Source organism: Sinomicrobium endophyticum, from assembly GCF_052983315.1.
This window is the reverse complement of the sequence record NZ_JBRKIS010000010.1, coordinates 36,999-61,037: the sequence shown is the minus strand read 5'-3', so window position 1 is coordinate 61,037 and position 24,039 is coordinate 36,999. Positions and strand designations below refer to the sequence as shown.

Annotated in this window: 19 protein-coding genes; 9 read left to right on the top strand and 10 right to left on the bottom strand. The window is 44.5% G+C overall.

The window, feature by feature from the left end; all coding sequences use genetic code 11:
- Positions 1-36: 36 nt before the first annotated feature.
- The 8 genes from ACVBDU_RS02710 to pyrR form a co-directional block, all read right to left on the bottom strand.
- Positions 37-1,677 (bottom strand): RagB/SusD family nutrient uptake outer membrane protein, encoded by a 1,641-nt coding sequence (locus ACVBDU_RS02710; RefSeq protein ID WP_447178242.1) that lies wholly within the window; start codon positions 1,675-1,677, stop codon positions 37-39.
- A 17-nt stretch (positions 1,678-1,694) separates the two neighbouring features.
- On the bottom strand, positions 1,695-5,024 hold the full coding sequence (locus tag ACVBDU_RS02705; RefSeq protein WP_447178241.1) for a SusC/RagA family TonB-linked outer membrane protein: 3,330 nt from the start codon (positions 5,022-5,024) through the stop codon (positions 1,695-1,697).
- 68 nt (positions 5,025-5,092) lie between these two features.
- Entirely contained in the window at positions 5,093-6,043 is a 951-nt protein-coding gene (locus tag ACVBDU_RS02700) for a FecR family protein (protein ID WP_447178240.1), read from the bottom strand.
- A gap of 104 nt (positions 6,044-6,147) precedes the next feature.
- The gene (locus tag ACVBDU_RS02695; RefSeq protein WP_447178239.1) at positions 6,148-6,726 is read right to left on the bottom strand and encodes an RNA polymerase sigma-70 factor; all 579 of its coding nucleotides are present in this window, start codon (positions 6,724-6,726) and stop codon (positions 6,148-6,150) included.
- A gap of 290 nt (positions 6,727-7,016) precedes the next feature.
- Complete coding sequence (locus tag ACVBDU_RS02690) at positions 7,017-7,922, bottom strand: ribonuclease Z (protein WP_447178238.1); 906 nt, start codon at positions 7,920-7,922, stop codon at positions 7,017-7,019.
- An 85-nt stretch (positions 7,923-8,007) separates the two neighbouring features.
- Entirely contained in the window at positions 8,008-8,343 is a 336-nt protein-coding gene (locus ACVBDU_RS02685) for a ribonuclease Z (protein ID WP_447178237.1), read from the bottom strand.
- Positions 8,344-8,347: 4 nt separating this feature from the next.
- The gene (locus tag ACVBDU_RS02680; protein ID WP_447178236.1) at positions 8,348-9,277 is read right to left on the bottom strand and encodes an aspartate carbamoyltransferase catalytic subunit; all 930 of its coding nucleotides are present in this window, start codon (positions 9,275-9,277) and stop codon (positions 8,348-8,350) included.
- Positions 9,278-9,385: 108 nt separating this feature from the next.
- Positions 9,386-9,925 (bottom strand): bifunctional pyr operon transcriptional regulator/uracil phosphoribosyltransferase PyrR, encoded by a 540-nt coding sequence (gene pyrR / locus ACVBDU_RS02675; RefSeq protein WP_447178235.1) that lies wholly within the window; start codon positions 9,923-9,925, stop codon positions 9,386-9,388.
- Positions 9,926-10,202: 277 nt separating this feature from the next.
- Between pyrR and ACVBDU_RS02670 the strand changes: the two genes are divergently transcribed.
- The 4 genes from ACVBDU_RS02670 to ACVBDU_RS02655 all read left to right on the top strand — a co-directional run bounded on the left by ACVBDU_RS02670 (position 10,203) and on the right by ACVBDU_RS02655 (position 17,881).
- Positions 10,203-12,377 (top strand): endonuclease MutS2, encoded by a 2,175-nt coding sequence (locus tag ACVBDU_RS02670; protein ID WP_447178234.1) that lies wholly within the window; start codon positions 10,203-10,205, stop codon positions 12,375-12,377.
- A gap of 98 nt (positions 12,378-12,475) precedes the next feature.
- The gene (locus tag ACVBDU_RS02665) at positions 12,476-13,111 is read left to right on the top strand and encodes an acyl carrier protein phosphodiesterase (protein ID WP_447178233.1); all 636 of its coding nucleotides are present in this window, start codon (positions 12,476-12,478) and stop codon (positions 13,109-13,111) included.
- 29 nt (positions 13,112-13,140) lie between these two features.
- A complete protein-coding gene (gene ggt, locus ACVBDU_RS02660; protein ID WP_447178232.1) occupies positions 13,141-14,838 on the top strand; it encodes a gamma-glutamyltransferase in 1,698 nt (565 codons plus the stop codon).
- Positions 14,839-15,076: 238 nt separating this feature from the next.
- Entirely contained in the window at positions 15,077-17,881 is a 2,805-nt protein-coding gene (locus ACVBDU_RS02655) for an outer membrane beta-barrel protein (protein ID WP_447178231.1), read from the top strand.
- Positions 17,882-17,950: 69 nt separating this feature from the next.
- Here ACVBDU_RS02655 and ACVBDU_RS02650 read toward each other — a convergent pair whose 3' ends face one another.
- Positions 17,951-18,328 (bottom strand): hypothetical protein, encoded by a 378-nt coding sequence (locus ACVBDU_RS02650; protein WP_447178230.1) that lies wholly within the window; start codon positions 18,326-18,328, stop codon positions 17,951-17,953.
- A gap of 127 nt (positions 18,329-18,455) precedes the next feature.
- On the opposite strand from ACVBDU_RS02650, the gene ACVBDU_RS02645 reads away from it, so the two are divergent.
- Positions 18,456-19,412 (top strand): Fic family protein, encoded by a 957-nt coding sequence (locus ACVBDU_RS02645; RefSeq protein WP_447178229.1) that lies wholly within the window; start codon positions 18,456-18,458, stop codon positions 19,410-19,412.
- A 43-nt stretch (positions 19,413-19,455) separates the two neighbouring features.
- On the opposite strand, the gene ACVBDU_RS02640 is transcribed toward ACVBDU_RS02645, so the two are convergent.
- Positions 19,456-19,806, bottom strand: coding sequence for a 4Fe-4S dicluster domain-containing protein (locus ACVBDU_RS02640; protein WP_447177596.1), 351 nt, complete (start codon positions 19,804-19,806; stop codon positions 19,456-19,458).
- A 177-nt stretch (positions 19,807-19,983) separates the two neighbouring features.
- Between ACVBDU_RS02640 and ACVBDU_RS02635 the strand changes: the two genes are divergently transcribed.
- The 4 genes from ACVBDU_RS02635 (at position 19,984) to ACVBDU_RS02620 (ending at position 23,947) form a co-directional block, all read left to right on the top strand.
- Positions 19,984-21,045, top strand: a complete 1,062-nt coding sequence (locus ACVBDU_RS02635) for an acyl-CoA reductase (protein ID WP_447178228.1) — start codon at positions 19,984-19,986, stop codon at positions 21,043-21,045.
- Positions 21,046-21,134: 89 nt separating this feature from the next.
- The gene (serC, locus tag ACVBDU_RS02630) at positions 21,135-22,202 is read left to right on the top strand and encodes a 3-phosphoserine/phosphohydroxythreonine transaminase (RefSeq protein WP_447178227.1); all 1,068 of its coding nucleotides are present in this window, start codon (positions 21,135-21,137) and stop codon (positions 22,200-22,202) included.
- Positions 22,203-22,264: 62 nt separating this feature from the next.
- Positions 22,265-23,227 (top strand): D-2-hydroxyacid dehydrogenase, encoded by a 963-nt coding sequence (locus ACVBDU_RS02625; RefSeq protein ID WP_447178226.1) that lies wholly within the window; start codon positions 22,265-22,267, stop codon positions 23,225-23,227.
- A gap of 96 nt (positions 23,228-23,323) precedes the next feature.
- The gene (locus ACVBDU_RS02620) at positions 23,324-23,947 is read left to right on the top strand and encodes a DUF937 domain-containing protein (RefSeq protein WP_447178225.1); all 624 of its coding nucleotides are present in this window, start codon (positions 23,324-23,326) and stop codon (positions 23,945-23,947) included.
- The last annotated feature ends 92 nt before the right edge of the window (positions 23,948-24,039 follow it).

Genomic DNA, 24,039 nt, shown 5'->3' with positions numbered 1-24,039 from the left:
CGCCTTCCGGATACAGGTATATATTTTACCAGTACGTTACCAGCCCGGATTTTGTGCCAGGTCCGGATTGCGTTCCAATTGAGGTAATGGTATGGGCCACAGGTAATGTTTCCCCGGATCGAACGTCCTTCCCGTATGGGCAAGGATAAAGCCGTCTTCATCCGTTCGTAAATTCCCTGCTGCTTCCGGATCGGCCAACCAGTGAATATTGGTCCCTTTTACATCTTCTCCGAGAAACTCTCCTTGCTCCCATCGTTTTATATCAAAATATCTTTGTCCTTCCAGGGCGAGTTCCACTCTTCTCTCCCGTCGTATTTCTTCTCTGATATTCAAACCGTTGGCTTCCAGTTCAGCGAGGTTCATGGGGATCATTCCTACGCGTTCCCGCAATAAATTGATCGTCTTGTTCACATCTTCCTGTGTGAGGGTTCCCTGTTCCACCCTGGCTTCGGCATAGGTTAACAGCACCTCGGCGTAGCGTAGCAGATGGAAATCATTATCATCCCTGTTATATGTCGGTACCGCTCCCAAATCGACATATTTGGTGAAATAATACCCGGTGAGGGTTACGGCTCCCCGGCGGTCCGACTGGAATTTCGGGACTTCAAATATCCCGGGATTATCATTTTCTTTCCGTCCGTCGTAGCGTCCTCCCCACTCCGATCCGGGTTGCAGGATAGTCTGTACCATCCTGGGGTCGCGATCTTTAAAAACATCTTCATAGGTATTTACGTCATGCAAGGGTGACTTATCTATGGGGAGACCGTCTGCCATAAGATATGTGTCTATCAGGGACTTCGTAGGATTCCACCGTACTACCTGATCGGGAACCTGGATCTCGCGGCTTAAATTATGCATAGAAACATCTTCCAGGTTTAAACGGGCTATAATGGTTTCCTTATTATTTCCGTTCGCCAGTTTGCCGGCGTCTGTAAACAGGTCATAATAATTCCTTGAAGGGTCGCCACTGGTGAACAATTGGTATACCCCCAGGTCCATTACATCTTTTGCCGCTTTTTCGGCGACTTCAAATCTATTGTTATAAAGGGCTACCCGGGCTTTTAGTGCCAGGGCGGCTCCTTTACTCATCCTCCCGAGGTTTTCTCCCGTCGGGATCTCCGAAGGAAGAAACCGGGCCGCGTCTTCCAGATCTTCCAGTAGAAAATCTATTACGTCTTCTTTTGGGGTTCTGGGCATCATTAATTCATCCAGGCCGAGAGTGGTGGTCACCAGGGGCACATCTCCCCAGAATGCGGTAAGATAACTGTACATCAGCGCCCTTATCACCCGTACTTCTGCCGCCAGGCGTTCGGCCACTAAGGAATCTATGTCGGCTTTTTTATAGTTTTCCAGAAAAGCATTGGCCTGGCGCACTCCTTTGTATTGGGTGGTCCACTCCGTATTCAGGGTAGTCTGGTCCGGACCGTAATTTCCGCTGCCTATTTGCTGATACTGCGTAGTGGAAGGCCAGAGGGTATTGTCTCCCATATTCTCCATATTTACGGTATTTTTGGCCTTGACATTGGAATAGAGCGCATTTGCAGCCAATGTAAGCTGCTCTTCATTTTCCCAAAAGTTATTATTGGTAAGCTGGTCCTGCGGATCGCGATCGAGAAAATCCCCGTCACAGGCAAACAGCATTAAACATAAACTGCTGAGGTATAGTATTCGTTTCATGTCCATATCTTTTAAAATTATCTGAAGTTTATATTGAGGCCGAAGACAAAAGTTTTCAGTTGCGGATAAAATTGTCCGTTAGTCACAGGGTCTTCGATATCATGAACCGGGGATTCGGGGTCATATCCTTTGAAATAATCGGTAATGGTGAACAGGTTGTCCGCAGAGAAATATATTCTCAGTTTGGTAGCCCTGAACTTTTCGGTAACGGAGGTGGGAAGTGTATATCCGAGTTGAATATTTTTCAGCCGGATGTAAGAAGCATCTTCCAGCCAATACGTGGACAGTCGCTGGTTATAAGACTGCTGATAGGTCAGTCTCGGGTAACCCGCACCGGTATTTTCCGGGGTCCATCGGTCCTGGTGCACGTCCTGTGGCATAGCACTTTCGGTTATAAAAGCATGTCTTGCCGGCCCGGTAAGCAATCCGTCAGCCTTTCCTACTCCCTGGAGAAAAAAGTTAAAATCAAATCCGCGGAATGCTGCTGCTCCCCTGAATCCGAAAGTATATCGGGGGATATGGCTCCCTATTACCTTCCGGTCGTTCACCAGGTCTACTTCCCCGTCCCCGTTAAGGTCTTTATAAATAAGATCTCCGGGTTGTACGGGATCTCCGTCTATATGAGGAAAGTTCGGTATATAAATCCCTTCTGCCTCGTTATAGGTAAAGTCCGATTCCTGAGCGATACGGTCGGCCACAAGGCCGTAAAAAGCATCCAGGGGTTCCCCTATCATACGTATCCGGTCTCCCAGTGTTGGTTCTGTTCCTCCAAGATCCACTACTTTGTTCCGTACATCGGAGAAGTTAAAATTCAGATTATAACTAAAATCTTTAACCTGGTCCTGCCACCCCAATTGAAGTTCCCAACCTTTGTTTTCCACGGAACCTGCATTCTGATACGGATAGGCCGGTCCCCCGAAAATATCGGGGATGGGGAGCCTTAACAAAATATTATCCGTTTTATTGACGTAATAATCCAAGTTCAGGAGTAACCGGTTCTTAAAAAAACCGAGATCCAGTCCTATATCGGTTTTTTTGGAGGTCTCCCAGGTCAGCATCGGGTTTCCTACAATAGTCTGGCGGTATCCTATGGTAAGTTCATTTCCTATAGGCATTGTACTTATGGGGCCCAACACATCCAGGTAAGCCAGGTCTGCTATACGATCGTTTCCTTGTGTTCCGTAAGAAGCACGAATTTTACCGTAATTCAGAGGCCCCAGGTTTTGTAAAAAGGATTCTTTAGTAAATACCCAACCCAGCGATGCAGCAGAAAAAAGCTCCCACCGTACGCTGTCCGAAAAACGTGAAGAACCGTCGTAACGAAAGTCAATTTCTGCAAGATATTTATCTTTAAACGCGTAATTCACCCTTCCGAAAACAGATTGAAGGGCATTTTCTTTATGAGACCCGCTGTTCAACTGGTTTTCCGTCCCCAGGTTGATATGTCCGGTGGAAGATGAAGCCAGGTTGGTCCGGGAAGCTCCCAGATCATCATTAATGGTCTCTTCCTGGGAAGCCCCCGCGAGAAGTTTTACATGATGGGTGTCCGAAAAATTCTTTTCGTATTCGGCTGTTCCGATAAAGGTCTGGTAAATTCCTTTGTAACTGCTGGTCGTTATTTTGTTGGGATAGCCGGTCTGCCACAACAGGTCCCCGGTTTCCGGGCTGTAATAATTGATGGTTCTCTCGAAAACATTTCTTCGCGAGTTATATTTTACCAGTCCGTAACGGGCCGTGACCTTAAAGCCGTCGAATACATTCAGAACTGCCTGTATATTTCCTGTAAACTCTTCGGATGAAAAATCATTGGTACCGGCATCACTGGCTACCGCAACAGGATTGCTCGACCCCCCGATATACCCCCATCCTCCTGCAGAATTCCTTACCGGAACCAAAGGTATGATAGTAAGTGCCTGGTATAAAGGTCCCATATTTTGTGAAGAACCGGAAAAATTCCTGTCGACATAACCGAGGTTTGCCGTGACATCCAGGTGGTCAAAAAGCGTGGTGTTGATTTTTACCCGGGTATTATTCCGTTCGGAATTGTAGTTATCCCCGGTTATCAATCCGCCTTCTTTCAGGTATCCGTACGACAGGTAGTAATTCAGGTTCTCGTTACCGCCATTAATGGCGAGGTTATGATTCTCCTGAGGCGCATAATCTTTATACACTTCTTTGATCCAATTGGTGTTGGCATAGTTATCCGGATCTGTTCCTTCCCTTGCGATCCTTATTTCATCTTCGGTATATGTAGGATTTCGACCCACATTCACCTGCGATTCATTTAAAAGCTCCATATACTCGGGGGAGCCCAGGCGATCGGGCAAAGCTGTCGGGTTTTGAAAGCCGTAATAAAAATCATAGGACAGGCTCGGTTTTCCCGTACTCCCTTTTTTGGTTGTTACCAGGATAACTCCGTTTGCACCTCTAACCCCGTAAATGGAGGATGAAGCAGCATCTTTTAATACCGAAACACTCTCTATATCTTTGGGGTTGAGAATATTCAGGTCTCCTCCCGGTACTCCGTCTATCACCACCAGAGGATTGGCGTCGCCCCAGGTGCCGACTCCTCTTATACGAATGCTCCCTGCATTGTTACCGGGAGCCCCGGAAGCCCCGGTTATGGTAACCCCGGGAAGGAGCCCTTGCAAACCGGAATTAAGGTTGGTTATCGGGCGGTTATCGAGATCTTCCCCGCTTACCTGGCTTACCGCCCCGGTAAGGTTTGCTTTCTTCTGTGTGCCGTAGCCTACGACCAGGACTTCATCGAGTACATTACGATCTTCTGTTAAAACGATTCCCAGGTTACCGCTTTGCGAAACCTCCACTTCATAGGGAGTAAAACCCATATAAGATACCCGGAGTATTGCCCCGGGGCCGGAAACATCTATGGAAAAATTACCGTCGAAATCCGTAGAAACACCATTACTTGTCCCTTTTTCCACTACGGTTGCCCCGGCAAGTGGCAAATTCTGATTATCTCTTACCGTTCCGCCTACCCGTATGGATTGCTGTTTTACAGGTTTATTTTCTTTGGGAACAACATAAGCCGTGTTTTCGACGAAATTAAAGGTTATGTTTAGCTGGGAAGAGATTTGTTCCAGGCAGGTTTCGAGATTTTGTTTTCCCTCCCGGATATTAACCCGGGTGCTTTCATCTATGGTTTCATTATAAGCAAAAGTAATAGGGGTCTGCCCTTCTATTTGATTAAAAATCCCTATCAAATTCGCTTTTTTCAGGGTTACTTCATAATTCCCGGGATCCATGTTTTGTTTGGCTGATAACGGAAGTGACAGGAATACGGCTGTCAAACACATTAAAAACCGTTGAATATCAAAAATCTTCATATATTAGTTTTTTAGTGATTCTTTTAAGGGGAGTGGATTTATTGCCGGCAAGCGATTACACTCCTCTTCTATTTTGGTCTTATCTGCAACAGGTGTTTTTCTGTATCTATATCATAGGCATATGGGGTTATGAGGGTTAATCCTTTAAGTATATCCTGTATATCCGTATCCGTCTTATAACTGGCTGTGACTTTACTGTCCTGTTCCCGTGCAGACATTCCTTCGTACCGCAGTGCCAGGTTATAGCGCCTGGCTATAGCCAGCAAGGCATTGTTTAGCGGTGTCCGGTTAAAATACATCTCTCCGCCATTCCAGTATCCGCTGTCCGGAAAAGGTCTGGTCGTTTTTTTAGCTCTGCCATCCCCGGAAAATTTCAGGTAATCATCCTGTTCCAGGGACACTACTTCTCCGGTTGTCCGCACGCGTACTCTTCCTTCTTTTATAGCCACGGTATGATCGGATGGTTCGTCTTTATAGTACTTGACATTGAATTGGGTTCCGGTAACTTCCAGTTGATTATCCCCGAAAGCAACGGAAAAAGGGTGCAGGCTGTCCTCTTTTACTTCGAAAAATGCCTCTCCTTCCAGGATGATTTCCCTTTGTTTTGAAAAATCCGCGTAATAACGGAGGGTGGTCCCACTGTTCATCCATACTACGGAACTGTCCGGTAAAAACACCTTTTCGGGAGGTGTTCCTGTTTCCAGGGATATTGTCTGAAACCGATCAACAGACGTCGTATACCACCGGAAATACCCGAATACGGATAATCCTACTAGCAAAACCAGGGAAGCAGCTACTTTTATCCATTGATATAGACGGGTAGTATGGTGAAGTTTACGGGCTATCCTCCGCTGTACTTCTATACGTATATCTTCCTTATGGGCGTTATCTTTAAATACGGTATCCTTATTTTCGGATAACAGGCGTTTTTCAAATTCCAGAAGCTTCCTGTTTTCTTCATCCGTAAGAGTTCCTTTTAAAGATTTACCAAGTAATTTTCTAAACGCTTTTTCTTCCATTTGACAGTTTTCTATCTATATATACCACAGATAGCTATAAACTCACGGAAAAACAAAAACTCTTAACGATTTGGTAACAAAACGGAAGTTTGGATAAAGTTTTCTTAAAGCATGTAGAGATAGAAAAGTACCAGTGCCCATTCCCGCCCCTGAAGATCGGTACGCAACCTTTTCATGGCCAGGGATATCTGATTTTCTACCGTGCGTTTGGAAATATTGAGCAGACGGGCTATTTCATCATTACTGTAGCCTTCTATACGGCTTAACTTAAATATGGATTGGCACCGGGAGGGTAACCGCTCTAAGGAAGGTTCTATAAGCGATGCAAAAAGATAGGCATGATCTTCGGTATCCTGTTCCGGGACAACATCTGCCAGAGCGTGGATGGCTTCCAGTTGCACATGATTAAATTTATGATCGCGCAGATAGTTATAACTTTTGTATTTTACCGCACGGAACAGGTAGGCTCTTATATTGGCAGTATCTATTTTATTACGTCTTTGCCAGTAATCCACCCATATTTCCTGCAATATATCTTTGGCCTTATCCTCATCCATGACCAATGCGCGGGCATGGACATAGAGCGGTTCCCAAAGCTCAGTGTAAAGCTGATTAAACGCCCGGGTATTTCCAGCCTGTACCTGAACGGCTAGTGATTTGATTTTAAGGATTTCCGATTCCATATGCACTCTCGCAAATATATCAAAAATGCTATGAAAGCATATTAAACCGGGGTAAATTCTATAATTAAGAAAATATCAAGTTCGAATTCATAGTATTTTCCTCCCTGTGTTACAATGTAAAAGAACACTAAAAGTACTTTATGGCATGCCGATGTAAATTTGCTTTCAGTCACCGGATGGAATAAAATCAAAGGGCGGTAGCATACAAAAATCCGGGGGGATTTGCGGTCACACCTGTACCCCCCACGATGAATAGGGGAATCTTTCTACCTTAAATTCAGGATGATTTTTTAAAATTCAAAAACCTTACCGTCGTCGGCAAGTTCCACTTTCGGAAAAACAGCCTGTGCTTCCTCACGGAAGGCTTCCAGGTTGCCGTAGCGTATGGAGTAATGTCCGAGCAAAAGAGTTCCCGCTTCGGCCTGTAGTGCTATTTCGGCTGCCTGTTTAGCCGTAGAATGCCTGGTTTTTGCGGCAAGGTCTTTATGTTCTTCCAAAAAAGTGGATTCGTGATATAACATGTCCACTTTTTCAATCTGCGGGACGATATCGGGTTTATATACCGTATCGCTGCAAAAGGCATAACTTTTTGGTTTGGGCGCATCGGCAGTCAGCTTCTCATTGGGTATCCATTCCCCGTTATCGAGTTGTATGTCCCGTCCGTTCTTGATATTCCGGTAATAACACTTATCTATACCGTATTTGAGTACTTCTTCTATTTTCAGTTTTCTTTCCCCGGTTTTCTCCCGAAAGAGATAGCCGTTGGTGTATACCCGGTGTTGCAGGGGAATGGTGTGTACTTCCACTTTATCATCCTCGAAAATAAGCTCAGGTGAAGCAGAAGACAGTTCATGAAAAATAAGAGGGAAGTTAGTCCAGGAATTGCCTAGTTTCAATAACAAGGTGATACCTTCTTTAATACCTTTAGGCCCGTAAATATGTAAAGGGGCTTCTCTCCCCAGGAGAACAAAAGTAGATATAAGCCCGGGAAGTCCGAAAAAATGATCGCCGTGCAAATGCGATATGAATATATGTTTTATCCTGGCAAATTTAATCTTATGTTTTCGTACCTGCACCTGTGTCCCTTCTCCGCAATCGATCAGAAACAAGTGATTTTTAATTTCAAGTACCTGCGAAGTAGGGTTTGTAAAAGCCCTGGGCGTGGCAGAATAGCATCCCAGAATGGTAAGCTTCATAAGAATGATAATTACGGATTAACAGTATTCATAATTCGAATAAATTAGTTATATGGTGTGTGTTACGATGAAGTTAGTGAAAAATCTAAAAGTCAAGATCGCGTTCTATCTCTTCCATTTCTATAATATCATGTGCTTCCCTCAGAGTTGGCACCACAACCAGTTCGTCCGGCACCTCGTTATAGTTCACCTTATCGGTCACCAGTACAAAAGTTTTTTTTGCCCCCCTGTGTTTGTTGGATATTTCCAAAAATTCCAGCAGATCTTCCGTGGTAACTGCATCCAGGGAAAAGAGGTTTACAACAACATTGTCTCCTTTGATCTTGTCATACGCTTCCCCTAGCTTGCCGCAAAAAGCACGAACCGAACCCTTTTCGTGGGTTACTATCGTAATATTATCTTCCTGTTTATCAAAAAGCATGGCTTCAGTTTTTAATTTTCGATGCTAACAAATATATAACCGCCATACGAACAGCCACTCCGTTTTCCACCTGATTGAGTATGATGGCTTGTTTGGAATCGGCAACATCGCTGGTAATTTCCACCCCCCTGTTTATCGGCCCGGGGTGCATGATCACAATTTCTTTATCGAGGGAATTCAGCATAGTCTTATTAACCCCGAATTGCTGGGTGTATTCTCGTGTCGAAGGAAAATAGCTGATATCCATCCTTTCGTTCTGCACGCGTAGCATATTGGCTACATCGCACCATTCCAGGGCTTTCCTGAGATTGGTTTCTACCTCTACTCCCAGAGAATCTATATATTTCGGTATAAGTGTCTTAGGGCCGCATACCTTGACATTAGCTCCCTGAAGTTTCAGGGCAAATATATTGGATAAAGCTACCCTGGAGTGAAGAATATCCCCTACGATAACCACATTCTTCCCGGCTACATCCCCCAGCCTTTCCCTTATGGAGTACGAATCCAGGAGGGCTTGTGTGGGATGCTCATGTGCCCCGTCTCCCGCATTTACGATACTGGCGTTGATATGCCTGGACAGGAACACTCCCGCTCCCGGGTTGGGATGCCGCATCACCACCATATCTACTTTCATCGAAAGGATATTGTTTACCGTATCGATCAGGGTCTCCCCTTTTTTAACCGACGACTGCGCTGCGGAAAAATTGATGACATCGGCAGAAAGCCGTTTCTCCGCCAGTTCAAAAGACAATCGTGTACGCGTACTGTTTTCAAAAAAAAGGTTGGCTATGGTAATGTCCCGGAGTGACGGCACCTTTTTTATGGGTCTGTTGATCACTTCTTTAAAATGATCTGCAGTTTCAAAAATGAGTTGAATGTCCGCTTCGTTGAGGTACTTTATTCCTAATAAGTGATTTACACTTAGCTGGCTCATATTCAAGAATTGTATTTGTAGTTTCCGGTTTTGGTTTTCGTTCTGAAAACCGGGTATTCAAATCAAGTTATTGTTCCGAACGGTAAACAAAAGAAATGTCCGTTTTTATCAGTTACCTACCAGGTATATGACATCTTCCCCCTCATTCTCTTTCCACATTACCTTTACTTTTTCTTTATTTATGGCATCTACCTGCCTGCCCCTGTAATCGGGCTGTATGGGCAGGTGCCTGCTGAACCTTCTGTCAATAAGGGTCAGTAATTCTATTTCCGCGGGCCTTCCGAAAGACTGTATTGCGGTAAGGGCGGACCGGATACTTCTGCCCGTATACAGTACATCGTCTATAAATACCACTTTCTTATCCTCCACAAGAAAGTCTATATGGGTTTTATTTGCTTCCAGGGGCTTTTCTCCCCGGCGAAAATCATCCCTGTAGAACGTAATGTCCAGGTAACCCAGTTGTATGTCTTTAACGTGATATTCTTCCTTAAGAATACGGATAAGCCTGTCTGCGAGAAACTTTCCCCGGGGTTGTATACCTATCAGTACCGTATTTTTAAAATCGAGATGATTTTCAATTAGCTGGCAGGCCAACCGATGCAGAATTATGTGGATTTCTTTGGAAGAAAGCAGAACTCTTTGACTCATGTTTTCCAACGTATTTCGCCCGTAAAAATACGTATTTCTGCCGAACTTATCTCCGGGCGGTATATTTATTTATTGCACTGTGGAAAAAACAAAACGGAACTTTATTGTAATGAGGTGGTTAAAATGGTTACAGGTCGCAGATTTCAAGTTGTTTTCTTCTTCTAACTTCGCACTCCTAACTTCGTACTTCTAACTTCCTTCCTCCTTCCAAGATGTATACTTCCCCCATACTGCTTATCTTTGTAACTTAATTTTTGGTACAACTGTAAAAACACCTATGCACAAAATCCATCATAAAACCCTGCAAGACCTGGAATTTTCCACCGTACTTTCCCAAATAGAGGAACTGTGCTCTACGGAACTCGGCAAAGAAAAGGCGCTGCAAATATTTCCGCATACAAAAAGGGAAGAACTTTTTGCGGCTCTCGGACAAACATCCGAATATGTGGCTTCCTTTGACAACAATAATAATATCCCCGGGCATTACTTTGACAGTATTTTCCAGGAAATCAAATTACTGGGCATAGAAAATACCCTTATAGAATTGGGAGGGTTTAAGAAAATAGCAGGAATATCCGCTACGGTAAACGTCCATATCCTCTTTTTCCGAAAGTTTAAGGAATACTATCCCATACTGCATAAAACTGCCGATACCGTAGAATATACTACAGCTATCGTACAGGAAGTAAACGGTATTATAGATCGTTTCGGGGAAATCAGGGATGATGCTTCGGAAGTGTTGTCTTCCATTAGAAAATCCATAAACGAGGTCCGGGGAAAGATAAACCAGAGTTTCCTCAGCGCTCTTCAGTCCAGCAATTCTGCCGGGTACCTGGACGACATCCGTGAATCCGTAGTGGAAAACCGCAGGGTCCTTGCCGTAAAAGCCATGTACCGAAAACGGGTGAAAGGCGCTATTATGGGAAGCTCCAAGACAGGCAGTATTGTCTATATGGAGCCGGATGCGACCCTCCGGTATTCCCGGGAACTGAGTAACCTGGAATACGAGGAATCGGAAGAAATAAAGAGGATACTCAAAGCCCTGACGGATTTCCTTCGTCCCTATGCCCCCCTGCTACAGGACTACCAGGAATTTCTCGCTACGATAGATGTCATTGCGGCAAAGGCAAAATACGCCGGGCAAATGCATGGTATCCTCCCGGCAATTACAGGGGAAAAGACCATGAACCTGATCGATGCTTTTCATCCCCTCCTTTATCTCACAAACAAGAAAAAAGGAGAAAAGACCTATCCGCAAACCATTTCCCTGCAACAGGATAACAGGATCATTGTTATTTCCGGGCCTAATGCGGGTGGAAAAAGTATAACCCTGAAAACCGTGGGACTGTTACAACTTATGCTGCAAAGTGGCATGCTCGTGCCCGTACACCCCAGGAGCGAAATGTGTCTTTTCGACAGGATACTGACAGATATCGGGGATAATCAATCTATCGAAAACCATTTAAGTACATACAGTTACCGGCTAAAAAACATGAATTTTTTCCTGCGGAAATGTAACTCGCAAACCCTGTTCCTGATTGATGAGTTCGGTACCGGTAGTGATCCGGAACTCGGCGGGGCACTGGCCGAAACTTTCCTGGAAGAGTTCTACCACCGGGAAGCTTTCGGTATCATAACCACACACTACGCCAACCTGAAAATGCTGGCCAACGAATTGCCATACGCTTCCAATGCCAATATGCTTTTTGACAGTAAGAGCCTGGAGCCCGTATACCGGCTTATCGTCGGGGAAGCCGGAAGTTCTTTTACTTTTGAAGTAGCCCAGAAAAACGGCATTCCGTACAGCCTGATAAACCGTGCCAAAAAGAAGATAGAACGTGGAAAAGTCCGGTTTGATGCCACCATTGCCAAACTGCAGAAAGAGCGCAATCGCATGGAAAAAACTTCCCAACAGTTAAAGGACGAAGAAGTAAAGGCCCGTGAAGAAGCCACACGCCTGGAATCCCTGAACGAAAAAATACAGTCCAAACTGGAAAGCTACCAGCAACAGTTTGATCATAACCAGCGTATGATATACCTCGGAAACAAGATCAACGACATTGCGGAAAAATACTTTACGGATAAGAAAAAACGCCCCCTGGTATCGGAATTCCTGAGAATCGTGGAAACTGAGAACAGCAAGCGAAAGCCCAAGGCTCCCAGGGAAAAGAAAAAGGAAAAAATAATCAAGGAACAGGTCTCCAAAGAAATGGAGAAAAAAGTGGAGGTTATCCGCGAAAAGAAAAAAGAAGAGAAAAAAGAGGCCGTCCGGCAGGAAAAAAGCAAACCGAAACCGGTATTGAAAATCGGAGACAGGGTGCGTTTGCTCGACGGAAAAGCGGTAGGAAATATCGAAACTATAGAGAAAAACAAAGCAATAGTAAACTACGGCCTTTTTACCACCAATGTAAGCCTCGACCAACTGGAACTGGTACAGGCCATGAAAAAATAAAAGATTTGGACAGGCCTATGTCATAAACCTTGGTCCCGTATCTGAAAAAAGAATTTCTGCCAACGAAACCAGGAAAGCTTTTTTCGTATATTCGGAAAATGAATTTTTTAGCACACATTTATCTCTCCGGTGAGGACGAGTTCTTACAGATCGGAAATTTCATTGCCGACGGTATCAAAGGAAAAAAATACCTGACGTTCCCGGAACGTATCCAACAAGGCATCTTAATTCACCGGGAGATCGATTACTATACCGATCACCATCCGATAGTCAGGCTAAGTACCAAAAGGCTTCATGCCAATTACAGCCACTACAGCGGGGTTATCGTAGATATGTATTACGATCATTTTCTGGCGGCCAACTGGGAACGCTATTCCGATATTCCCCTGGGGACTTTCGCAGAAAATTTTTACCGGATGTTGCAGAGACATCAAACCTTGTTACCGGAAAGAACCCTGGGAATGATCCCGTATATGGCAAAAGAGAACTGGCTGGTAAGTTATGCTTCCCTGGAAGGCCTGGAAAAAATACTCACACAAATGAACCGCAGAACCGCATATAAATCCGATATGCATCTCGCGGTAAACGATCTTCGGGAACACTATACATCTTTTGAAAAAGAGTTTACCACCTTTTTTGAAGAGTTGATTATATTTACAAAGGCAAAAATCCGTGAAGCTGATATAAAAACGGATACGGGAAAAGGGATACAGGAAAAAGAGAATGAAGGATAAGAAATCCGTTGAACCAAAAACTTAATCAAATGATAAAAACACACCCCAGAATCTGCCTTTACCTACTAGGTATTTTCTTTTTTATACATAGCTGTAAAACCAGGCATTCTTCATCCGGACTTATCACGGATAAAGCAATGGTCGTATCTGCCCGGGAAGAAGCCTCAGCTATTGGTATTGATATCCTGAAAAAAGGCGGGAACGCCTTTGATGCCATGGCTGCTACGGAGCTTGCCCTTGCCGTAGCCTATCCTTTTGCCGGTAACCTGGGCGGTGGCGGTTTTATGGTATATCGCAAAGCGGACGGGGAGATCGGTGCTCTCGATTACCGGGAGAAAGCCCCTCTTGCTGCTCACAAAGACATGTACCTGGACAGCCTGGGCAATGTGATCCCGGGAAAAAGTACTCTCGGGGCGATGGCCGTAGGTGTGCCGGGAACCGTAGCCGGTGTTTTTGAAGCGCACAGAAAACTGGGAATACTGCCATTCCATGATGTCCTGGAACCGGTCATAGCCCTCGCGGAAAAAGGAGTTGTGGTTACGGAAAAGCAGGAAAAAAGTCTGGAAAGTAACCGTAATCTTTTCATTGAAGTAAACGGGGACAGTACTTTATTTGCAACCCCGTTCCGGAAAGGCGACACCATAAAATACCCGGCCCTGGCCCGGACACTGAAGCGCATACAAGAAGACGGGAAAGACGGCTTTTACCGCGGTGAAACCGCCCGAAAACTGGCTGCTCTTATCCAGGATAAAGGAGGTATAGTAACCGAAGAAGACCTGGCCAGGTATACTGCCAAATGGCGAATACCGATAATTTTCAACTACAAGGACCTTAAAGTAATTTCCATGTCCCCGCCAAGCAGCGGAGGAGTTACCCTGGCACAGATCATGCAGATGATAGCCCCTTATCCCCTGGATGAATACGGACATAATTCCGTAAAAAGCATACAGGTAATTACCGAAGCGGAACGAAGAGCTTATGCCGACAGAAATTATTTCCTGGGCGATCCGGATTTTACGGATATACCTCAAAGTACACTGTTAAACGAACGCTACCTGCGTAAACGGATGCAGGATTTCTCTTTTGACCGGGCCACAAAATCTTCGGATGTATCCCACGGTAAAATACAGATTACAGAAAGTGATGAAACCACGCATTATTCAATTGTAGATGCTTACGGCAATGCCGTTTCGGTAACCACAACACTGAACGGTGCCTACGGTTCAAAACTATACAGCGATGAACTGGGTTTTTTTCTCAATAATGAAATGGACGATTTCAGTGCCAAACCCGGCGTACCCAATATGTTCGGGCTTACCGGTGCCAAAGCCAACAGTATTGCCCCGGAAAAACGTATGCTCAGTTCCATGACCCCGACTATTGTAGAAAAAGGAGGAAAACTATGGATGGTGGTAGGCACCCCCGGAGGTTCTACCATTATAACATCGGTCCTGCAAACCATTCTCAATGTCTACGAATACGATATGGGAATGCAGGAAGCGGTAAACGCCCCCAGGTTTCACCACCAGTGGCTACCGGATACCATTACTTTTGAGCCCGGAGCATTCTCTCCCGAAATACTGGATAGCCTGAAACAAAAAGGATACCTTATTAATGAAGACCGTACCCCGATACTCGGTAAAGTAGATGCCATCCTGGTCCTTCCGAACGGAAAACTGGAAGGTGGCGCCGATAAAAGAGGGGACGATGCCGCTGCCGGTTATTAACTGCCACGGTCTTCCTGTTTTTTCCTTTGGACAGGAAAAGCTATACATTCTTATCTAAAATAATGTTAAAACCTTTTCCCGTTTTAAACCAATACTTTTTATACTGGTCTAAATGTTCGAATACAGAGCTTTAAACTTCTGTTAAATAGTATTAAAATATTATAACACAATAGGAAAAATCTAATAATACCAGTAATATAGCTTTCATTATAACCAAATAACCAACAGACGCCGTAGAATGTATTACCGATCCCTACTCACATCCATAGTACTGCTGTGGACCTCGTTTTTATTTTCCCAGAACACCTTAGAAATCAAAGGGAGGGTGGTTGACGCCCTGGACCAGTCTCCCCTGGAATCCGCTACCGTTTACCTTTCTTCCCAAAAAGATTCCACCGTACTGGACTACACCATAAGCAACCGCTCCGGGGCATTCTCACTGGAAGTCCGGAAAACAGACGAACCTGCATATATCAAAATCTCTTTTATCGGGTATCAACTTTATTCCCGATCGATAGAAGCCCTGAACGACCCTCTCGATCTGGGTACTATCGAACTCCAGGAAAGTGCCGATGAACTTGCCGAAGTCGTGGTACAGGGCGAAGCCCCTCCGATACAGGTAAAGAAAGACACCCTGGAATTTAATGCGGCTTCCTTTAAGGTACGCCCCGATTCCAATGTCGAGACCTTATTGAAACAACTTCCGGGTGTGGAAGTGGATTCGGACGGAAAGATCAGGGTAAACGGTAAGGAAGTTAACAAAGTACTGGTGGACGGTAAACCCTTTTTCGGGAACGACGGCCAGATAGCTACTAAAAACCTGCCTTCCGACATCATAGAGAAAATCCAGGTATCGGATACCAAAAGCAAAGAAGAAGAACTCTCCGGTGAGGAGGCCAGTTCTGACGATAAAACCATCAACCTCACCATAAAACAAGGTAAGAACAAAGGATATTTCGGGCGGGCAACGGGAGGCTACGGCACGGACGACCGCTATGAAACAAACCTGTTTTTAAATTATTTCAATGAAGGACAAAGGATAAGTGCCCTGGCTGGCAGCAACAACATAAACAGTGTCGGTTTTTCTATGGATGAAATATTCGACGCCATGGGAGGCGGAAGAAATGTATGGGGCAATGGGCAGGGCGGTGTAAATATCAACGGGGTATCCTTTGGTTCCACAGGCTCCGGAATAACCACATCGCATTTAGGCGGACTGACTTTCGCCGATGACTTTTTTAAGGACAAACTGGAAACGGATGCAAGTTATTTCTACACCCAGACCAACAGGGAAAACGATAACCGAACGGAACAAATAAACCTTACCCCGGAAGGAGAATTCACCTCCAACTCAGAGAATACCACGAACAACGACTCCAGAGACCATAGTTTTAATGCCAACCTGGAATACGAACTGGACTCCCTGACAACCATAGGGTTCTCCCCTACCATAAACAAAACCGATTCGGACTTCAGTTCCCATCAAACCCAGTTTTCCGTAGATGAAAACGGGGATCTGCTCAACGAAAGTGAGTCGGTTAACAACAGTTCGACAAACAGGGAAAGTTTCCGGTCTGACCTCTTTATCGTACGGCGTTTTCGCAGGAAAGGACGATATATGAATTTCCGGTTTGGCAACAACAATTCTTCTAATGATTCGGAAGGTATTAACCAGTCATCCACCATATTTTACCAGAATGATGATCCGGACGATATACGTAATCAGAAAGAAACCAACGAAAGCCAGACAGATAATTATTCTCTCAGCCTTCGGTATACGGAACCTGTTACAGATTCTCTGAGCCTTACGGGAGAAGTGGATTATAATACCAATAAATCTATCAACAACAGGGAGACTTTTAATTTTGAAGATTCTACGGGAGATTATACCGACAGGAACGATCCGTTGTCTAACTACACAGAATCCCGAAGAAACACCATTAACCCTGCCATAGGACTACGCCTGCGAAAAAGCAAGTTTCAGGGACGGCTTAACCTGGGGACCAATATTACGGATTACGACAACTCCTCTATCTATCTCGGTGAACACACAAAACTCAAGGAGCAGTATATTTATCCTTCCGTACGTGCTAATGTACGTTACGAAATGTCCAAGGGAAAATCCCTGTTCGTCAATTACAACTACAGGGTTAACCTGCCTTCCGCTTCGCAATTATTGCCGGTAGAAGATCTTTCCAATCCTTTGAGTACCACTATTGGGAATCCCGACCTGGACCCTACCAGGAGCCATTCCGTCTACTTTAACTACAACAATTACGATTTTGCCAAAAGAACGGGCTTCTTCGCATACGGGAATGTAAGTTATGACGAAAACAAAATAGTAAACGTTACCACTTTTGACGAAAACTTCAAAAGGACCACCACATTTCAGAACCTGAACGGCACGTACAGCGCAATGCTGGGAATGAACTGGAATACCACCAGGAAGAAAGAAGAACACACCTTTAAATACCGTATCGGCTTAAATACCAACTTTTCCATGAACCGGGGTATTACCAATAATGAAAATTTTAAAGCAAATAATATTTCTATCAGTCCTTCCGGGTCGTTCACGTGGGAATACGGAGAGCTGTTCACTGTAGAACCAAACTACAATTTTAATTATAACGAATCCAGATATACCAATTACAGCATAGACAAGACATCTAATTTCCGGCATACTTTCAAGGTAGTGACTACTTCGTACTGGCCTAAGAACATTGTCTTCGGCAATGATTTCGGATATACCTACAATTCTAATATCGCGGATGGTTTCCGCAAATCTTTCTGGCTCTGGAACAGCAGTATCGGGTATAATTTTATGAAAGACAAAATGACTTTCAAGGTAAAAGTATACGATCTCCTGGACCAGAATGTGGGTACTATGCGAACCATTACCGATTCTTATATTCAGGATGTGGAAAACACCGTACTAAAGCGATACGTTATGTTCTCCCTGAGTTGTAAACTGGATAAATTCGGCGGAAAAGAAGGAAGGCCGGGAGGAGGACGAAGACGAGGCGGTAGATTCCGCAGTTTTTAATTTGTCTCCATTACAAAAATATTAAGGCCGTGTTTTTTTCAACAACACGGCCTTTTTTATTTCCGGTATCTACTCGTACCAATGGGTAAGTTCCACAACAACATAAGGATCTCCCGCTCCTATGGTTTCCACTTTTGGCACTATACCCTCCCACGGACCGGTACGCTCCGCATCAAAGCGATAAGTTCCTTCCGGGATATGGAAAACACCTTCCCTGTCCGCGTAGTAAGTCTCCCCGGAGTCCTGGTCAACGGCATAAAGACCGCTCACCATAACATTCCCTTCTGCCGGGTTACCGTGAATGTCAACATAAGCAATACGGACCTCTACCGTTTCGCCGGTAACAACCGGAGAAAACACATAAGCAGAGGGAAAACCGGAAGAAAAACCGGCATGTGAAAAGATCAGGATCAGAAAAAAGATCCCGTAAAAAGCATACTTTTTCATGGTATAAAAATTTAAGATTCGGTATATCAAATATAAGGGAAAACATCCGGAAAAAAATACGGGGTAACGATTTCTTAATATCGGATAAAATATTTTTTTAATACAAACGATTTTATACCTTTGTGGTGTGTGGGAGATAGATAGGACATACCGCAATGATTTACAGGATGTTTTTGACAGGCTCCTGGAGAAAAAGGAAGTATTGAAAAATCACCGTCCTCTGCCCGCCGTTGCCCTCCGGAAAATAAAGGAGAGCCTTATGATCGAATGGACCTACAATTCCAACAGCATTGAAGGGAATACCTTAAGCCTGAGGGAAACCCAAATGGTCTTACAGGAAGGGGTCACCATCAAAGGCAAATCGCTCCGCGAACACTTCGAAGCCAAAAACCATGAGAGCGCTATACACCATCTGTATTCCCTGGTAGAAAACACTTCATATACGATGAAAAGCCCGGATATTCTGTCACTTCACGGTTATATCCTCCGCAGTATAGAAGATGAATATGCCGGGCGTCTCCGCAGTGGAGGCGTACGCATTTCGGGAGCCAATTTCACACCGCCGAATGCCAGGAAAGTACCCGGTCTTCTGGACGAACTCATAGATTTCGTTCAAAACAATCCCGCCGGCCTCAACGATATCGAACTGGCTACCGTGTTTCATCATAAATTTGTCTGGATACACCCGTTCTTTGACGGTAACGGCAGGACCGTTCGCCTTGCCATGAACCTTTTGCTCATGCGAAAAGGCTTCCCTCCCGCCATTATTCTGAAAAATGACAGGAAAAAATATTACGAAGCACTCAACCAGGCCAACCGGGGCAAGTATCACAAATTAATGCTCCTTATATCCCAGGCGCTGGAACGCACGCTGAATATTTACATAGGCGCGCTTCCGGGAAGCGATTATGAATACAAAGAAATTTCCAATCTCGTAGAAGAAGAGAGTTTGCCTTACGGGCAGGAATATATCAGTTTACTGGCACGTCAGGGAAAAATAGATGCCTATAAAGAAGGCAGAAACTGGCTCACCACCAAAGAAGCCATAGAAGATTATATGACTAACAGAAAAAGAAAACGCTGACCCATAAAGATCAGCGTTTTTATATGTCCTTTACACATTCCCGCTATTCCGGATGCATAAATTGTTGTTTTCCTAACAACTCTTCTTCCGTTTCCACATGATCGTCATCCGGAACACAGCAATCTACCGGGCATACCGCGGCACATTGGGGTTCTTCGTGAAATCCTTTACACTCCGTACATTTGTCCGGAACAATATAATATATTTCGTCGGAAACGGGTTCCTGGGCTTCGTCGGCATCTACAGACTTTCCGTTTGGCAAAACGACATCTCCCGACAGAGATGTACCATCGCTGTACCTCCAGTCATCCGCACCTTCATAAATAGCCGTATTCGGGCACTCCGGTTCGCAAGCGCCACAATTTATACATTCATCTGTTATGATAATTGCCATGATTTCTTCCTTTTTCGTGTAACTTTGTCCAGCAAAAATAAGACTAAAAGGAATTCTATACAAAAAAACTAGACTTTTCATTGTCTTTGTTTTTTCGAAGGAAATGCAAAACCTCCTATAAGTTCCTGAATATGGCTGTTTTTGATGTTTTCTATTAAAAAAATTTATTCGACGACTATGCATCCACTGCAAAAAAACATAGATGCTTTTGTTAAATTAGGGAAATTTCTCGGGCAATTCCGTGATATACAACACAGCAAAAGAGAAGACGTTTTACATAATGATGTATTTTACGATGGTTTCAGGCACCAGTTGAAACTGGCGGAAGAACACAACAGATGGTTTACCAAAGAAAACCTGGCCTTTGCCCTGAACCAATGGTCACTTGCGCTTACGGAAGAAAACCTTTTACAATGGCTTTCGGATTACCACACGGAACCCGCATCTTCCAAAAAAGTAGCTGTGATCATGGCCGGTAATATTCCGCTGGTAGGTTTCCATGATTTTATGAGCGTACTTGTCTGCGGACATTCCGTTGTCGTCAAACAATCTTCCAACGACAGGCACCTGCTCCCCTACCTGGCCAAATACCTGGAACATGCCGAACCTTCTTTGAAAGGCAGGATAACATTTACCGAAGACAAACTGGAAGCATTCGATGCTGTTATTGCTACCGGTAGCGATAATACATCCCGGTACTTTGAATATTATTTCGGTGGTAAACCGAATATTATCCGTAGAAACAGGAATTCCATCGCTGTTCTTACGGGAAAAGAAACCGATGAACAGCTTACCGCCCTCGGAGAAGACATCTTTCGTTATTTCGGTCTCGGGTGCAGGAATGTCTCTAAGTTATTTGTACCGGAAAATTATGATTTCGACAGTTTTTTCAAGGCTGTGTATCCCTTCAAAGACATTATAGAAATACATAAGTACGCCAATAATTACGACTACAACAAGGCTGTTTACCTGATGAGTCTTTTCAAACTCCGGGATAACGGATTTTTAATGCTTAAAGAAGATGATAGCTATGCCTCCCCCATTGCCTCCCTTTTCTATGAAACGTATAAAAATACGGATGGCTTGAGGAAAAAGTTGACGAGAGATTCCGAAAAAATACAGTGTATTGTCGCCAACGGTTTTACTGCCGGTGAGGTGGCCTTCGGAGAGACACAAAAGCCGGAATTACGGGATTACGCGGACGGTGTGGATACGATTGAATTTCTGTTAAGAATATAACAAATATTTATCGTTTTTATAACTGTTTTTCCTCGTAATTTTAGCATTTTTGCATAGAACATTCAACACAACATTGTCAAATCCACATGATGAAAAAACACAATTTTAGCGCGGGTCCCTGCGTGCTTCCACAGGAGGTATTGAAAAAGGCCTCAGAAGCAGTTATTAATTTCAACGGTTTAGACCTATCATTAATAGAAATCTCCCACAGGAGTAAGGATTTTATAGACGTTATGGAGAACGCCCGCTCCCTGGCCATAGAACTGCTGGGCCTGGAAGGAAAAGGGTACAAAGCTCTGTTTCTCCAGGGAGGTGCAAGCCTGGAGTTTTTGATGGTTGCCTATAATCTTCTCGAAAAAAAGGCGGCTTACCTGAACACCGGTACCTGGAGTGGCAAAGCGATAAAAGAAGCTAAGGTTCTCGGTGAGGTGGTAGAGGTGGCTTCTTCCAAAGATGCCAATTTCAATTACATCCCCAAAGGATATTCTGTTCCTGAAGATGCGGATTACTTCCACTGCACCAGCAACAACACCATTTTCGGTACCCAGATAAAAGATTTCCCGGAAACCGGAGTACCCTTGGTTTGCGACATGAGTTCGGATATTTTTTCCAGGCAGCTCGATTTTTCTAAATTCGATCTGATCTATGCAGGTGCTCAAAAGAATATGGGACCGGCGGGAACTACCCTTGTCGTTGTTAAAGAAGAGGTATTGGGAAAAGTCTCTAGGTCTATCCCTTCCATGCTGGACTACAAAGTTCACCTGGATAAAGACAGTATGTTCAACACTCCCCCGGTATTTGCCGTATACGTGTCCATGCTTACCCTGCAATGGCTGAAGGACCTGGGAGGTATTGCCGCCATTGAAAAGATCAATGCGGAAAAAGCTTCGCTGGTATATAATGAAATAGACCGGAACCCCCTGTTCAAAGGCTTTGCAGCTACAGAAGACAGAAGTTCAATGAACGTTACTTTCAACCTGGTAGATGAAGCGCATAAAGAAGCTTTTGACGCCCTTTGGAAAGGAGCAGGCATCAACGGACTTAACGGTCACAGAAGTGTGGGAGGATACCGTGCTTCCATGTATAATGCCCTTTCGGTAGAAAGCGCCAAAGTACTTGTGGGAACCATGCAGGAACTGGAGAAAAAAGTCGGATAAAACAACACAGCAACCCGTAATAACTCGATTCCCGCTACCCGGGAATATATAAAAACAGAGACATGAAAGTATTAGCTAATGACGGAATTTCAAAAAGTGGAGTTGAAGCCCTGGAACAAGGAGGTTTTGAAGTAATCACCACCAAAGTTGCCCAGGAGCAGCTCATTCCATATATCAACGAAAATCAGATAGATGTTATCCTGGTTCGTTCTGCGACCAAGGTAAGAAAAGATATTATTGACGCCTGCAGTAGTATTAAGGTTATAGGCCGTGGCGGTGTAGGTATGGACAATATCGATGTAGAATATGCACGTTCCAAAGGTCTCAGCGTTATCAACACCCCCGCCTCCTCTTCCCAGTCGGTAGCAGAACTGGTATTTGCTCACCTTTACGGAGGTGTACGGTTTTTATATGATGCCAACAGAAATATGCCGCTCGAAGGAGAAGCTAAATTCGGTCAGTTGAAAAAAGCTTATGCAGGCGGGATAGAACTGCGTGGCAAAACCCTGGGGATCGTAGGTCTCGGACGAATCGGCATTGAAGTAGCCAAAATAGGGCTGGGTGTCGGTATGAAAGTTATAGCTGCCGATACGTTTGTAGACAAGGCCGATGTTATTGTAGATTTCTTTGACGGGCAGTCCGTTAAAGTGGAGATCAAAACACAACCGCTGGAAGACCTTTACAAACAGGCCGATTTCATCACCCTGCACGTTCCTGCCCAGAAGGAATATGTTATCGGGAAAAAGGAACTGGAAATAATGAAAAACGGTGTGGCCATTGTCAATGCTTCCAGAGGCGGGGTTATAGACGAGGTAGAACTTATAAGTGCTCTGGACAGTGGAAAGGTTTCCTTTGCCGGACTGGATGTTTTTGAGAACGAACCAACACCTGCCATTAAGATTCTTATGCACCCCAAAATTTCTCTTACTCCGCATATCGGGGCTGCTACCAATGAAGCACAGGACAGGATCGGAACGGAGTTGGCTCAGCAAATAATAAGTATTTTGAAGTCGGAAACGGTATAATTATCGAATTTTATGTAAATTCTTAAAGTCCTCTCGCTCCAAATGAGGGGACTTTTTTGTAAATTAGGGTTCTATTAAACCTTAAAACTTTAAAAAATGGCGGGTATAGCAGATTTACTTAACAGCGATCTGGGTAAGCAGATCATTAACGGGGTGAGCGGTGAGGCAGGCACCTCGCAACAGGAAACTACCAGTGTTCTGGGCATGGCACTTCCCTTATTGATGGGAGCCATGCAGAAAAATACATCTTCTCCCGAAGGGGCAGCCAGTCTGCTGGGAGCCCTTTCCGGAAGTAAACATTCCGGAGGTGTTCTGGATAACCTGAGCGGTTTCTTCGGTGGCGGAGTTGATAAAGAAGACGAGCAGGACGGCGCCGGTATTCTAAGCCATGTTCTGGGCAACAAACAATCTACCGTCGAAAATGCCATAAGTCAAAAATCCGGTGTCAGTATAAGCACAGTGAGCAAGATCATTAAAATTGCAGCGCCCATACTCATGGGATATCTCGGACAGCAGGCACGTCAACAAAACGTAAGTTCTACAGACGGACTGTCCGGACTGCTCGGCAACCTGATGGGAAGCCAGTCTTCCAACAATCAAAGCCTGATTACTTCTCTACTTGACTCCGATGGAGACGGCAGTATTATCGACGATATTGCAGGTATGGCCACAGGCAATAAAAAAAGAGGCGGACTGCTGGGAGGTCTTTTCGGTAAATAACGTATTCTTAACAGTTAAAAAGATCACCTTGCAATACTTTTGTAAGGTGTTTTTCTTTTATACACAAGCACTCCTTAATTCAAATATAATAA